This is a genomic window from Candidatus Enterococcus myersii, from assembly GCF_017316025.1.
GTDB classification, from domain to species: domain Bacteria; phylum Bacillota; class Bacilli; order Lactobacillales; family Enterococcaceae; genus Enterococcus_C; species Enterococcus_C montenegrensis.
This window is the reverse complement of the sequence record NZ_JAFLVT010000019.1, coordinates 1-13,052: the sequence shown is the minus strand read 5'-3', so window position 1 is coordinate 13,052 and position 13,052 is coordinate 1. Positions and strand designations below refer to the sequence as shown.

The 13,052-nt window shown below is 37.8% G+C and carries 10 protein-coding genes; 9 read left to right on the top strand and 1 reads right to left on the bottom strand.

The genetic code is table 11. The features are described 5' to 3' along the window. Window positions 1-37 precede the first annotated feature (37 nt). The 6 genes from trmFO to JZO76_RS12990 all read left to right on the top strand — a co-directional run bounded on the left by trmFO (window position 38) and on the right by JZO76_RS12990 (window position 6,372). Entirely contained in the window at window positions 38-1,348 is a 1,311-nt protein-coding gene (trmFO, locus tag JZO76_RS13015; protein ID WP_206905398.1) for a methylenetetrahydrofolate--tRNA-(uracil(54)-C(5))-methyltransferase (FADH(2)-oxidizing) TrmFO, read from the top strand. A 395-nt stretch (window positions 1,349-1,743) separates the two neighbouring features. Beyond that, window positions 1,744-2,646 carry a tyrosine recombinase XerC gene (gene xerC / locus JZO76_RS13010; RefSeq protein ID WP_206905396.1) on the top strand — a complete coding sequence of 301 codons (903 nt, stop codon included), beginning with the start codon at window positions 1,744-1,746 and terminating at the stop codon, window positions 2,644-2,646. Window positions 2,647-2,673: 27 nt separating this feature from the next. After that, entirely contained in the window at window positions 2,674-3,219 is a 546-nt protein-coding gene (gene hslV / locus JZO76_RS13005; RefSeq protein WP_206905394.1) for an ATP-dependent protease subunit HslV, read from the top strand. A gap of 13 nt (window positions 3,220-3,232) precedes the next feature. Next, the gene (hslU, locus tag JZO76_RS13000) at window positions 3,233-4,624 is read left to right on the top strand and encodes an ATP-dependent protease ATPase subunit HslU (protein ID WP_206905392.1); all 1,392 of its coding nucleotides are present in this window, start codon (window positions 3,233-3,235) and stop codon (window positions 4,622-4,624) included. A 23-nt stretch (window positions 4,625-4,647) separates the two neighbouring features. After that, window positions 4,648-5,439, top strand: a complete 792-nt coding sequence (gene codY, locus JZO76_RS12995; RefSeq protein WP_206905453.1) for a GTP-sensing pleiotropic transcriptional regulator CodY — start codon at window positions 4,648-4,650, stop codon at window positions 5,437-5,439. Window positions 5,440-5,496: 57 nt separating this feature from the next. Continuing rightward, entirely contained in the window at window positions 5,497-6,372 is an 876-nt protein-coding gene (locus JZO76_RS12990) for an aldose 1-epimerase family protein (protein ID WP_206905390.1), read from the top strand. 255 nt (window positions 6,373-6,627) lie between these two features. Here the strand turns inward: JZO76_RS12990 and plsY are convergent, their stop codons facing one another. Further along, the gene (gene plsY, locus JZO76_RS12985; RefSeq protein WP_206905387.1) at window positions 6,628-7,263 is read right to left on the bottom strand and encodes a glycerol-3-phosphate 1-O-acyltransferase PlsY; all 636 of its coding nucleotides are present in this window, start codon (window positions 7,261-7,263) and stop codon (window positions 6,628-6,630) included. Window positions 7,264-7,393: 130 nt separating this feature from the next. Between plsY and JZO76_RS12980 the strand changes: the two genes are divergently transcribed. The 3 genes from JZO76_RS12980 (at window position 7,394) to parC (ending at window position 12,707) form a co-directional block, all read left to right on the top strand. Further along, window positions 7,394-7,816: a CoA-binding protein gene (locus JZO76_RS12980; protein WP_206905384.1), complete on the top strand. Its 423-nt coding sequence runs from the start codon at window positions 7,394-7,396 to the stop codon at window positions 7,814-7,816. 368 nt (window positions 7,817-8,184) lie between these two features. Continuing rightward, complete coding sequence (gene parE / locus JZO76_RS12975) at window positions 8,185-10,242, top strand: DNA topoisomerase IV subunit B (protein WP_206905382.1); 2,058 nt, start codon at window positions 8,185-8,187, stop codon at window positions 10,240-10,242. 11 nt (window positions 10,243-10,253) lie between these two features. Beyond that, complete coding sequence (gene parC / locus JZO76_RS12970; RefSeq protein ID WP_206905380.1) at window positions 10,254-12,707, top strand: DNA topoisomerase IV subunit A; 2,454 nt, start codon at window positions 10,254-10,256, stop codon at window positions 12,705-12,707. Window positions 12,708-13,052: the final 345 nt, after the last annotated feature.

Genomic DNA, 13,052 nt, shown 5'->3' with positions numbered 1-13,052 from the left:
ACTTTTTTTGTTAAAAATATAAGAACGGAAGAATAAAATGACTGAATTTGTAAATGTAATTGGTGCCGGCCTAGCCGGTAGTGAAGCAGCTTGGCAAATTGCTGAAGCAGGGGTTTTAGTACGTCTATATGAAATGCGTCCAGAAAAATCAACAGAAGCCCATCATACTTCAGATTTTGCAGAATTGGTATGTTCTAATTCCTTAAGAGGAAATAGTTTGGCCAATGCAGTTGGCGTTTTAAAAGAAGAAATGCGGCGGTTAAACTCAGTAATTATTCAATCGGCTGACGAAACGGCAGTTCCAGCCGGGGGTGCTTTGGCAGTGGATCGTGATTCTTTTTCCGCTACTGTCACAAAAAAAGTGAAAAACCATCCAAATGTGACCGTTATTTCAGAAGAAATCACGGAAATCCCAAGCGGAGTTACCGTGATTGCGACCGGTCCTTTGACTTCTTCTAAATTAGCAGAAGCCATTAAAGCATTTAATGGCTCTGACGGTTTTTATTTTTACGATGCTGCAGCACCAATTATTGATAAAAGTACCATCGATATGGATAAAGTGTATCTGAAATCTCGTTATGATAAAGGAGAAGCGGCTTATCTCAATTGTCCAATGAACAAAGAAGAATTTGACGCTTTTCGCGAAGCCTTGATTACAGCTGAAGTTGCGCCGTTAAAAACTTTTGAAAAAGAGAAATACTTCGAAGGTTGTATGCCAATTGAAGTTATGGCTGCTCGTGGTGAAAAAACGATGCTTTTTGGTCCGATGAAACCAGTGGGACTAGACGATCCTAAAACCGGCAAACGTCCCTATGCCGTGATTCAATTACGACAAGATAATGCTGCGGCATCGTTGTATAATATCGTTGGTTTTCAAACTCATTTAAAATGGGGCGAGCAAAAGCGAGTTTTCCAAATGATTCCAGGTTTAGAAAATGCTGAATTTGTTCGCTATGGTGTCATGCACCGCAATAGTTTTATGAATTCACCAGAATTATTACGGCCAACTTATCAGTCAGTTAAACGGGATGATTTATTTTTTGCTGGTCAAATGACCGGCGTAGAAGGGTATGTAGAAAGTGCGGCTAGCGGCTTGTTAGCTGGGCGTAACGCTGCGTTATTAGCGTTGGGACAAGCAGTACAAACCATGCCAAAAGAAACAGTTATGGGTTCAATGGCTTACTACATTACCCATGCAGAAGGCAAACACTTCCAGCCGATGAATGCTAATTTTGGATTATTACCAGAATTGCCAGAGCGTATTCGCGATAAAAAATTACGCTATCAAACATTAGCAAAGAGAGCCCTAAGTCACTTGAATACTCCAGCAGAAGTAGTTTCAGAATAATTTAGTCTAAAACTACACTAGGCCGTCAACATTTGTTGGCGGTTTTTTACTGCTTATTTTCTTTTGTTAAGTTAGAAGATGGCTTAATAAATTTCTGAGTGTCTTTAGTCAATAGAGCGAAAGTCTAATAGAAATAAAAATAAGATTGAAAAAATATGAAAGTTTTGTTAATTTGTAAGATGCTGATCTGACATCTAAATGTTAGGCTAGCAAATTTTGATTCGGTGAAAATCTTGCCGTGTTAAGCTTATTAAGCTTTATTTTGTCGTGAAAAAAGTATGACAATATTGTGTAAATTGTGACGAAAGAAGGAAATATTGTTTAAATTCTGACAATTTGTTTGTTTTTTAATTCGTTGTATGCTACATTAATTGCGGACAGAAGTGAGGTGTAAAATGACAGCTTTTGACTGGCCACAAGAATTTTTACGCTACTTGCAATTTGAACGGGGGTATTCGCAATTAACGACAGCGGCCTACCAAGAAGACTTGCAAGATTTTCGTGAGTTTTTAAAAGAAAGTGGCGATAGTGATTTTTTGAAGATTGATCATCGGGATGTGCGGGTTTACCTTAGTTTTTTAAATGAAAAAAAGTACAGTCGAAATTCGATTAGTCGTAAAATTGCCAGTCTGCGTTCTTTTTATCAATATCTGCTAAAACAAGAAGTTATTGAAGAAAATCCCTTTGCCTATATTCATTTGAAGAAACAAAATAGTAAGTTACCACGGTTTTTTTATGAGAATGAAATGGCAGCGCTCTTTCAAGCCGCACAAGGGGATAAACCTTTAGAAATTCGCAACCGTGCCTTATTAGAAATTATGTATGGCGCAGGCTTACGGGTTAGTGAGTGTGCTAATTTAACCTTGGCTGCCGTTGATTGGCAAGGAGAGGTTTTATTAATTCATGGTAAGGGCAATAAAGATCGTTATGTTCCTTTTGGCACTTATGCCCAAGTAGCATTGCAAGAATATTTAACCCTAGCCAGACCGCGTCTAATGGAAAAAGTGGCGGATCATGCTTTTATTTTTGTAAATCAAAGAGGAACTCCGATTACAAGTCGCGGCATTGAATACGTTTTTAGTCAACTGATCAAAAAAAGCAGTTTAGATAGTAAAATTCATCCCCACATGTTACGCCATACATTTGCTACCCATCTATTAAATAATGGTGCGGATATGCGAACGGTTCAAGAATTACTCGGACACGCTAATTTATCGTCAACCCAAATATATGCCCACGTCACAAAGGAGAGTTTACAAAATAATTATCGTAAATTTCATCCGCGGGCGCATGAATAAGCTATTTCACAATTTAGGAGGAACAAGATGGAATCACAATTTCATTCCACCACAATTTGTGCAGTGGAAAAAGATGGCCAATTTGCTATGGCTGGTGACGGTCAAGTCACAATGGGAGAACAAGTAGTTATGAAGGGTACAGCCCGTAAGGTTCGCCGTATATATAACGGTGAAGTTGTTGTTGGCTTTGCCGGCAGCGTAGCTGATGCGTTTACTTTGGAAGAAAAATTTGAAGCAAAATTAAATGAATATAATGGCAACTTACAACGTGCTGCTGTTGAATTAGCCCAAGAGTGGCGGACACAACAAGCCATGCAAAAATTAGAAGCGATGTTAATTGTAATGAATAAAGAAGAAATGTTGTTAGTTTCTGGGACAGGGGAAGTTATTACACCTGATGATGGTATTTTGGCAATCGGCTCTGGTGGTAATTATGCACTAGCTGCGGCAAGAGCGATGAAAAAATACAATACCGATGAAATGACAGCAAAAGAAATCGCAGAAAACGCACTAAATATCGCCGCAGATATTTGTATTTTTACCAACCACAATATTATTGTGGAAGAAATGTAGTGAGGGATTTTTTATGAATGAAATGACAAAATCACCCCGCCAAATCGTGGCGGAATTAGATCAATATATCGTAGGACAACAAGATGCAAAAAAAGCAGTTGCTGTGGCTTTACGCAATCGTTATCGTCGCTTGCAATTAGACGAAGAAATGCAACAAGATGTGACACCCAAAAACATTTTGCTAATTGGTCCAACAGGTGTCGGTAAAACAGAGATTGCACGTCGGTTGGCAAAAATTGTTCAAGCTCCTTTTATTAAGGTGGAAGCTACTAAATTCACGGAAGTCGGCTATGTTGGCCGCGATGTTGAATCAATGGTGCGCGATTTAGTCGAAAGTGCCATTCAAATTGTTAAAAAAGAACAATACAGCCGTGTTTATACTCGTGCCGTGAAAAAAGCCAATCGTCGGTTGGTTAAAGTTTTGGTTCCTGGTATTAAAAAAGAACAGAAAAAATCGAGCAATCCTTATGAGCAGATGATGAACATTTTTAATACGCAACAAGAAGAACCAAAAGAAGAGTTGACTGAGGAAATCAAAACCAATCGACAAGCAATCTTTGAGCAATTAGAGCGCGGTGTTTTAGATGATCGTGAAGTTACAATTGAAATTGACGAGCCAAAGACCAAAGGCCCAATGATGAACAACGGTTTAGAACAAATGGGAATTGATTTAAACGAAACACTTGATGCTTTAAAACCGCAAAAGAAAGTTGAACGAACGGTAACTGTTAAAGAAGCACGGGAGCTTTTAGTTCAAGAAGAATCTGCTAAACTAGTCAATGACGCAGACATTCACAGTGAAGCCATTAGACTTGCCCAAGCAAATGGGATCATCTTTATTGATGAATTTGATAAAATCACCTCACGTTCTCAACAGTCCGGCGAAGTTTCAAGAGAAGGCGTCCAACGAGATATTTTACCAATCGTAGAAGGGTCACAAGTGAATACTAAGTATGGAACTATTCAGACCGATCATATTTTATTTATTGCCTCTGGTGCCTTCCATGTGGCAAAACCTAGTGATTTGATACCAGAATTGCAAGGGCGTTTCCCAATTCGAGTTGAATTGGATGACTTGACTGCTGCTGATTTTGTTAAGATTTTAACTGAACCGAATAATTCTTTGGTTAAGCAATATATCGCATTACTTAAAACAGAGAATATTAAAGTGATCTTTACTAAAGAAGCCATTGAAAAAATTGCAACAATTGCTTTTGATGTCAATCGAGATACTGATAATATCGGGGCTAGACGTTTGCATACGATTTTGGAAAAATTGTTGGAAGATCTATTATTTGAAGCACCAGATATGCAAATGGGTGAGATCACCATTACTGCAGCTTATGTAGAAGAAAAACTCGACGCTATTGTTGAAAATCAAGATTTAAGCCGCTACATTTTGTAATTACAGGAAGGAAAATGAAAAAGATGACAACTTTATTAGATAAAACTCGCCGTATCAACCAATTATTACAACAAAAAAATACGTTTGATATGACTTTGGATCTACCTTATAACAATATGGCGCTAATTTTAGGGGATATTTTAGATAGCAACGCCTATATTATCAGTAGTGAGGGTGTCTTGTTGGGCTTTAATGAAAAACACGATGTCAACAATGACCGCGTCAAAAATATGTTTGAAGAAAAACAATTTCCACAAATCTATACCGATATGGTAGATCATTTAACGAAAACCGAAGCAAATATTCCAATCTCTTCTGATATGACGGCATTTCCTGTTGAACAACGGGAAAAATATCCCAATGGCTTAACTACCGTTGTCCCAATTTTTGGTGCGGGAGAACGTTTGGGAACTATTATTTTAGCCCGGATGGATGCAGCTTTTAACGAAGATGACTTGGTTTTAGCTGAATATGGCGCCACCGTAGTCGGAATGCAATTCCTATATCAAAAATCTCGTGATATTGAAGCAGACGTCAGAAGTGCAACGGCTGTTCAAATGGCGATTAGTACACTTTCTTATAGTGAATTAAAAGCAGTCCAAGCGATTTTTGCCGCTTTGCAAGGGGATGAAGGTCGCTTAACTGCTTCTAGTATTGCCGATGAAATTGGCATTACCCGTTCGGTGATTGTCAATGCTCTACGAAAACTAGAATCTGCTGGGATTATTGAGTCACGTTCTTTAGGTATGAAGGGAACGTATTTGCGCGTTTTAAATAAACGCTTCAAAGAAGAATTGGATAAACACAGTCACTAGGATTATAATGAAGTGTCTGGTAGCAAAAAGGAAATGTTAAATTAGGAGGTGCCGTAAATGACGGTCACAATTGAAAATGATCAACTAAAAGCCCAAATTGCCTTACACGGGGCAGAGTTACAAAGTTTAATTAGCAAAACAAACGGATTGGAATATATTTGGCAAGCAGATCCGAAATATTGGGGAAAACATGCGCCGGTTTTATTTCCAATTGTAGGTGCTTTAAAAGAAGATAGCTATCGTTATAAAGATAAAACATATCAGCTGCCAAAGCATGGTTTTGCGCGCAATATGGACTTTGAACTTTTAGAAGAGACCGGGGATGCCGCTAGCTTTGTTTTAACTGCTACGGCTGAAACTAAGGCAGTTTTTCCTTTTGATTTTGAACTGATTATTCGCTATGAACTAGGTGGCGATGGTCTAACAGTAAAATATGAAGTGGAAAATTTGGACGAAGAAGAAATGTTCTTTTCAATTGGGGGGCATCCGGCCTTTAATGTTCCTTTAGAAGAAGGATTAAGTTTTGAGGATTACTATTTAGCCTTTTCACCTCGTAAATCGCGGTTAAGCTTGCCTCTTGACGGCAATTATATCAATTTGGAACAACGGACTTTGGGACAAACCAATACGAATTTAGCCTTAACCCATGATATGTTCAAAAATGATGCAGTTATTTTTGAGACAAAAGGATTAAACGCGATTTCTATTTGTAGTGAAAAATCACCCCATAGTGTTACTTTAAGTTATAAAGATATGCCCTATGTGGGTATTTGGTCACCTTATCCAACTGAGTCACCTTTTGTATGTATTGAACCGTGGTGTGGAATTGCTGATACGACAGACGCAACTGGCGAACTAGTTGAAAAACTAGGCATTCAACAATTAGCTGGTCGCGAAAAATTTGCTACAAAATATGCAATTACCGTTAAATAGCTAATAAAAGACCTCTAAAAGTCTTAAGACTTTTAGAGGTCTTTTTAAACTGTGAAGAGAGTACGAATTTTTTAAAGAAAAAAATTGATTTGACTCCTTTGTTCTGTCTGGCTTCATCCACTAGCTCTTGGCGGCAATAAGTCAAAATATCGAAAAATTTGAAAAGCGATTTAGGAAAATTTCGCCTTATTGCTGACAGAAAAAACGAGTTTAAAAAAACTTCTCTTATTCGAGGTAAAAAGGGGTGAGTTTACACTATCTATTTTTTTTACTGTTTAAACCAAAAGGAATCCGACTTTCACTACCATCTTTAATCCGTTTGATGTTGTCGCGGTGTCGATAAAAAATGAAAAGTGTCAGACCAGTTGCAATAATTGTTAACAGCCAGTTGTGTTGTGGTAAAATTTGTGGCCAGACTAGCGGCAAAATAACAGTTGATAGGGTAATTAGAACGGCTGCAATCATACTTGTTAAGCTCACCATACTTGTGATAAAGAGGCAAACAACAAAAATTGTCGCGGAGTAGATAAAAAAGATAGGGCTATAGCCTAATAACATCCCAGCACTGGTCGCGACCGCCTTGCCACCTTTAAAGCCGGCAAAAATCGGAAAGGTATGCCCTAAAATTGCGCAAACGCCAAACCATAACGGGTTAATATTTGTTACATGAAATAAGCTTGGCAATAGTGTGGCTAAAGTTCCCTTCAAAATATCCATCAATAAAACGACAGTTCCAGCTGGCTTTCCTAAAACACGAAATGTATTAGTAGTACCAGTATTACCGCTGCCGAACTGGCGAATATCTTTTTTGTAAAATAGTTTCCCAATCCAAACACCAGAAGGAATAGATCCTAATAAATAGGCGATTATCATTAAAATAATTACTTTCATAAATAACCTCAATTCTTCAAACTAGCGTAATTTTAGCATGAAAGAAATGCAGGAACAACTCTTTGCCAATATTTCTTCAATAGGATATAGTCTAGGTGGTTGATAATTAAACTTCTAAAGGAGTGGTAGTATGTTTCAAAATCCTAGTCAAGAAAAAATTTTTCAAATTTTAAAAGAAGCAAAAACGATTGCGGTAGTTGGCTTGAGTCCAAAGGAAGATCGTACCAGTTTTCAAATCGCACGGCTACTACAAAACTACGGTTATCGAATTATTCCGGTGAATCCACAACATGCTGGTAGTGAAATTTTAGGTGAAAAAGTTTATTCTGATTTAGCCAGTGTTCCTGAAAAAATCGACATTGTGGATATCTTCCGTCGCAGCGAGTTTTTGCCAGACGTAGCAGCAGACTTTTTAAAGACAGATGCCAAGGTTTACTGGGCGCAACTTGGTTTAGAAAATGAGCAAGCTTGGGAAATGCTGCATGAAGCAAAACGAGATGATGTAATTATGAATCGTTGTATCAAAATTGAGTTAAACAAAATGGGCGCATAATCTTTTTAATAAAAAAATCACTAAGCAAACTTGAGGCTAAAAGAGCAGTTACAAAAAGTTTGCTTAGTTTTTTTGTCTGAAAAGGCGTGACTTTGACTGTATAGCGGATACGTAAAAATTTGACGTTTAAGTAAAATAAGCTTTATTTTGAGTTGTGATTGCATTTATACGTATTTTTCTTTAAAATAAAACAAGAACGTATGTTTGTGTTTTTCTTTGCGGTTTGAACGTCTCCTGTACTCTTGCCTATTTAATACTTTTTTTCACAGGTTTTTTAGAGTAAGATAGAAGGAGCGCTTTTGAATTGCGCTAAAATAGTGTAGTATAACAGGGCTTGTCCCATTACTTTTATCAAAGGAGCGTTTGCTTTGGCAAAAAAAACAACTGAGTATAATGACGCCTCCATTCAAGTCTTGGAAGGACTTGAGGCTGTCAGAAAACGACCAGGAATGTATATCGGCTCGACGGATAGTCGTGGATTACATCATTTAGTTTACGAAATTGTCGACAATTCTGTCGATGAGGCTTTATCTGGTTTTGGTAATGAAATAGATGTTACGCTTAATCAAGACAATAGTATTACTGTTAGCGATAATGGACGCGGCATGCCTGTGGGAATGCACGCTTCTGGTATTCCAACTGTAGAAGTTATTTTTACTGTGTTACATGCCGGCGGTAAATTTGGTCAAGGCGGTTATAAAACTTCTGGTGGTCTTCATGGTGTAGGGGCCAGTGTTGTGAATGCTTTATCAAAATGGCTTACCGTAACCATCGTCAGAGATGGTGTAGCTTATGAAGAAAAATTTAAAGACGGCGGTAAACCCCAAGGAACGTTGAAAAAAATCGGGAAAACAAAAAAGAAAAACGGGACTACCGTCACTTTCTTACCGGATGATAGCATTTTTTCAACAATAAAATTTTCTTATGAGACATTGGCTGAACGCCTGCGAGAATCTGCCTTTTTATTGCGTGGGGTCAAAATTACATTGACGGATCTTCGGGGAGAAGAACCTGTTTCAGAAGTTTTTCATTTTGAAGAAGGAATCAAAGAATTTGTTGATTACCTCAATGAAGAAAAAGATACCCTGACACCAGTAATTTATTTTAATGGGGAAAAAGATGGTATTGAAGTAGAAATCGCGATGCAATATAACGACGGCTACTCAGAAAATATTTTATCCTTTGTTAATAATGTTCGCACCAAAGACGGCGGAACTCACGAAGCTGGTATGAAGGCTTCTTTAACGAAAGCTTTTAATGAATATGCTCGTAAAGTAAGTTTATTAAAAGAAAAAGATCGTAACCTAGAAGGTAGTGACTTTCGTGAAGGGTTAGCGGCGGTACTTTCCATTCGAGTGCCAGAAAACTTGTTACAATTTGAAGGACAAACAAAAGAAAAACTAGGCACACCAAGCGCTCGAAATGCAGTGGATGGTGTCTTAGGCGAACAGCTTGGATTTTACCTGCAAGAAAATAGCGAAATGAGTCAAATGCTGGTCCGTAAAGCGATTAAAGCTCGTGAGGCTCGTGAAGCAGCTCGTAAGGCTAGAGAAGAAAGTCGTACCGGTAAAAAGCGTAAAAAAGGTGAATCTTTACTTTCTGGTAAACTAACGCCAGCTCAATCGCGAAATCCAAAGAAAAATGAATTGTATTTGGTCGAAGGAGACTCTGCCGGTGGTTCGGCAAAACAAGGACGAGATCGCAAATTTCAAGCAATTTTACCGTTGCGGGGAAAAGTAATTAATACCGAAAAGGCGAAACTACAAGATATTTTGAAAAACGAAGAAATTAACACTATGATTTATACAATTGGTGCTGGTGTAGGGCCAGAGTTTTCTATTGAAGATTGCAATTACGACAAAGTTATTATCATGACCGATGCGGATACAGATGGCGCCCACATTCAAGTGTTGCTGCTAACCTTCTTTTATCGCTATATGAAACCGTTAATTGAAGCAGGAAAAGTTTATATTGCCTTACCACCACTTTATAAAGTTTCAAAAGGTGTGGGCAAAAAGGCAGTGACAGAATATGCTTGGACAGATGAAGAATTACAACAAGTCATTCAACAAGTTGGTAAAGGCTATATGCTACAACGCTACAAAGGGTTAGGGGAGATGAATGCGGAGCAGTTATGGGAAACCACCATGGATCCTGAAACGCGTACGTTAATTCGTGTGCGAATCGATGACGCCGCCAAGGCTGAACGTCGCGTTACCACGTTAATGGGGGATAAAGTTGAACCAAGACGTAAGTGGATTGAAAGCCACGTTCAATTTTCTTTAGAAGAAGATGGCAGTATTTTAGAAAAAAAAGCAGATGAAGAAGTATCTAGTAGTGAAATTTTTGATGAAGAAAAAGCACATGCAAAAAATGCAGATGGTGCCAAAGATAATTTTGCAGAAATCAGTTTATTTGAAGAATAGGAGGTGGCAAAGTGGAACACAATCATAATATTCAAGAATTGACACTTGAGGAAGTCATGGGCGACCGCTTTGGCCGCTATTCAAAATATATTATTCAAGAACGTGCATTACCAGATATCAGAGACGGTTTAAAACCGGTACAACGCCGGATTTTATATGCTATGAACAAAGATGGTAATACTTACGAAAAAGCCTTTCGTAAGTCAGCGAAGTCTGTCGGCAATATCATGGGGAATTACCACCCCCATGGTGACAGTAGTATTTACGAAGCCATGGTTCGGATGAGTCAAGACTGGAAACTACGAGCCATTTTAATTGAAATGCACGGTAACAACGGGAGTATGGATGGTGATCCTCCTGCGGCAATGCGTTATACAGAAGCGCGCTTATCACAATTAAGTGGTGAAATGCTAAAAGATATTGAAAAAGAAACAGTTGATATGGTTTGGAATTTTGATGATACTGAAAAAGAACCGACTGTTTTACCAGCAAAATTTCCTAACCTTTTGGTGAATGGTTCAACTGGGATTTCTGCTGGTTATGCCACCGAAATTCCAACACACAATTTAGCTGAAGTAATTAACGGTACAATTTATCTCATTGACCATCCTAATGCTAGTTTGGATAAATTAATGGAATTTATTCCGGGTCCAGATTTTCCTACTGGCGGAATTTTACAAGGTAAAGCAGAACTGAAAAAAGCTTATGAAACTGGAAAAGGCAAAGTGATTGTCCGCTCTCAAACGGAGATTGAAAAAATCAAAGGGAATAAAGAGCAGATCGTTGTGAATGAAATTCCTTATGAAGTGAATAAAGCTACCTTGGTGAAGAAAATCGATGAAATTCGTTTGGCAAAAAAAATTGACGGAATTGCTGAGGTTCGGGATGAAACAGATAGAACTGGGTTGCGAATTGTTGTAGAATTGAAAAAAGATGCCAACGCCGAGGGTATTTTAAATTATCTGTTTAAAAATACGGAACTGCAAATTAACTACAACTTTAATATGGTTGCTATTGATGAGATGCGGCCAAAACAAGTTGGATTAGTCACAATTTTGCAAAGCTATGTCAAACATCGAAGAGACGTTGTGATAAAACGGAGTCGGTTTGAGTTAGATAAAGCGAAAAAACGTCAGCATATCGTTGATGGTTTAATGAAAGCATTGTCGATTTTAGATGAAGTCATCGCCACAATTCGTGGTAGTAAAGACAAAAAAGATGCTAAAAATAATTTAATTGTAGCTCATGGCTTTACCGAAGCCCAAGCTGAAGCAATTGTTAATTTGCAATTGTATCGTCTAACCAATACAGATATTACGCAATTACAACAAGAGGCAAAAGAATTAGCTGCGTATATTGCGGAATTAAAAAAGATCTTGGATGATGAGACTGAACTTTTAAGCGTGATAAAAAAAGAGCTAAAAGAAGTGAAAAAACAATATGGACAGCCGCGGCTAACGCAAATTGAAGCGGAAATTAAAGAGCTGAAAATTGAGACAGAGGTTTTAGTCGCTCAAGAAGATGTTATTGTTTCTGTTACCCATGAAGGATATATCAAACGCAGTAGTCTGCGTTCTTATGCAGCTTCTAAACCAGAAGAGCTGGGAATGAAAGATGGGGACTTTGTGTTATATACAGGTGAGGTCAACACTTTGGACCATATACTGCTAATTACTAACAAAGGAAATGTTATTTATCGTCCAGTTCATGAACTACCTGATTTACGTTGGAAAGAAATTGGGGAACATATTTCGCAAACGATGTTGAATATGGCAGTGGATGAGGCGATTATTGCCGTTTATCCTTACAAGCAAATAGATCCGGCTAAAAACTTTGTTGTGATAACAAAAAATGGTTTTATTAAGCAGACGAAAATGTCGGAATTTGAGCCATGGCGAACTTATAAGAGTCGTCCGTTAGCGATTGTGAAATTCAAAGATGCTGATGATGTTATAACAGATGTCTTTTTAGTCGATGAAAACGATACGTTAGATGTTTTTCTAGTAAGTCATCGTGGTTTTGGTTTACGCTATCCACTAAGCGAGGTACCACTAGTAGGTCCAAAAGCTGCTGGCGTTAAGTCAATTAATTTAAAAGCCGAGGATTTTGTAGTAAACGGCTTGTTGGTATATCCGATGGGGGATAATCCGGTAGTTATCGTAACCCAAAGAGGTGGCGTGAAACGAATGCTAGCTCAAGAGTTAAATCAATTAGGCCGAGCTAAGCGTGGCTTAATGGTGCTAAGAGAACTTAAAAATAATCCTCATCGCATCATTTATATGGGTGATGGTGTGGATCAAACATTGTTATTAACCAATCAAAAAGGGCAACAAACAGAAATTGACGTCAAGGATTTTAATATTTCTGATCGAACTTCAAATGGTTCATTTGTTATGGATGAAAAAAATGGCGGACAAGTAATCGATGTTAAAGAAATTAAACAGCCGGTTGTTGTCAAAAATTAATCTGTTATAATAGTTGTATTTAAAAAGCATTTCTGTATTAACACAGAAATGCTTTTTTGTGAGCATGAAGAAGAGTGAAAGGGCTTATTTAACAAAATAATAAGATGTTTACATATGGGGTAATCATTGATTTAATGGGGTTTATAAGGACGTTTATAAGATAACGAGGTGAATAGTTCACCTACACACAAGAAAATGCTTGCAAAGTCAAAGTGATGTGTTATACTGTGTTCGTAAAGCTGTTACATAAGTATAGCTAATTTTTAAGGAGGTCCATTCAATGGAACAATGGAACGGATTTAAAGGCAAAGCTTGGCAAAACGAAGTTAACGTACGTGATTTTAT

Bases quoted from the DNA above. Each gene is read 5' to 3' on its own strand.
- JZO76_RS12990 (WP_206905390.1), top strand. From the start codon at position 5,497: ATGACGGTCACAATTGAAAATGATCAACTAAAAGCCCAAATTGCCTTA.
- trmFO (WP_206905398.1), top strand. From the start codon at position 38: ATGACTGAATTTGTAAATGTAATTGGTGCCGGCCTAGCCGGTAGTGAA.
- hslU (WP_206905392.1), top strand. From the start codon at position 3,233: ATGAATGAAATGACAAAATCACCCCGCCAAATCGTGGCGGAATTAGAT.
- JZO76_RS12980 (WP_206905384.1), top strand. From the start codon at position 7,394: ATGTTTCAAAATCCTAGTCAAGAAAAAATTTTTCAAATTTTAAAAGAA.
- codY (WP_206905453.1), top strand. From the start codon at position 4,648: ATGACAACTTTATTAGATAAAACTCGCCGTATCAACCAATTATTACAA.
- hslV (WP_206905394.1), top strand. From the start codon at position 2,674: ATGGAATCACAATTTCATTCCACCACAATTTGTGCAGTGGAAAAAGAT.
- xerC (WP_206905396.1), top strand. From the start codon at position 1,744: ATGACAGCTTTTGACTGGCCACAAGAATTTTTACGCTACTTGCAATTT.
- plsY (WP_206905387.1), bottom strand. From the start codon at position 7,263: ATGAAAGTAATTATTTTAATGATAATCGCCTATTTATTAGGATCTATT.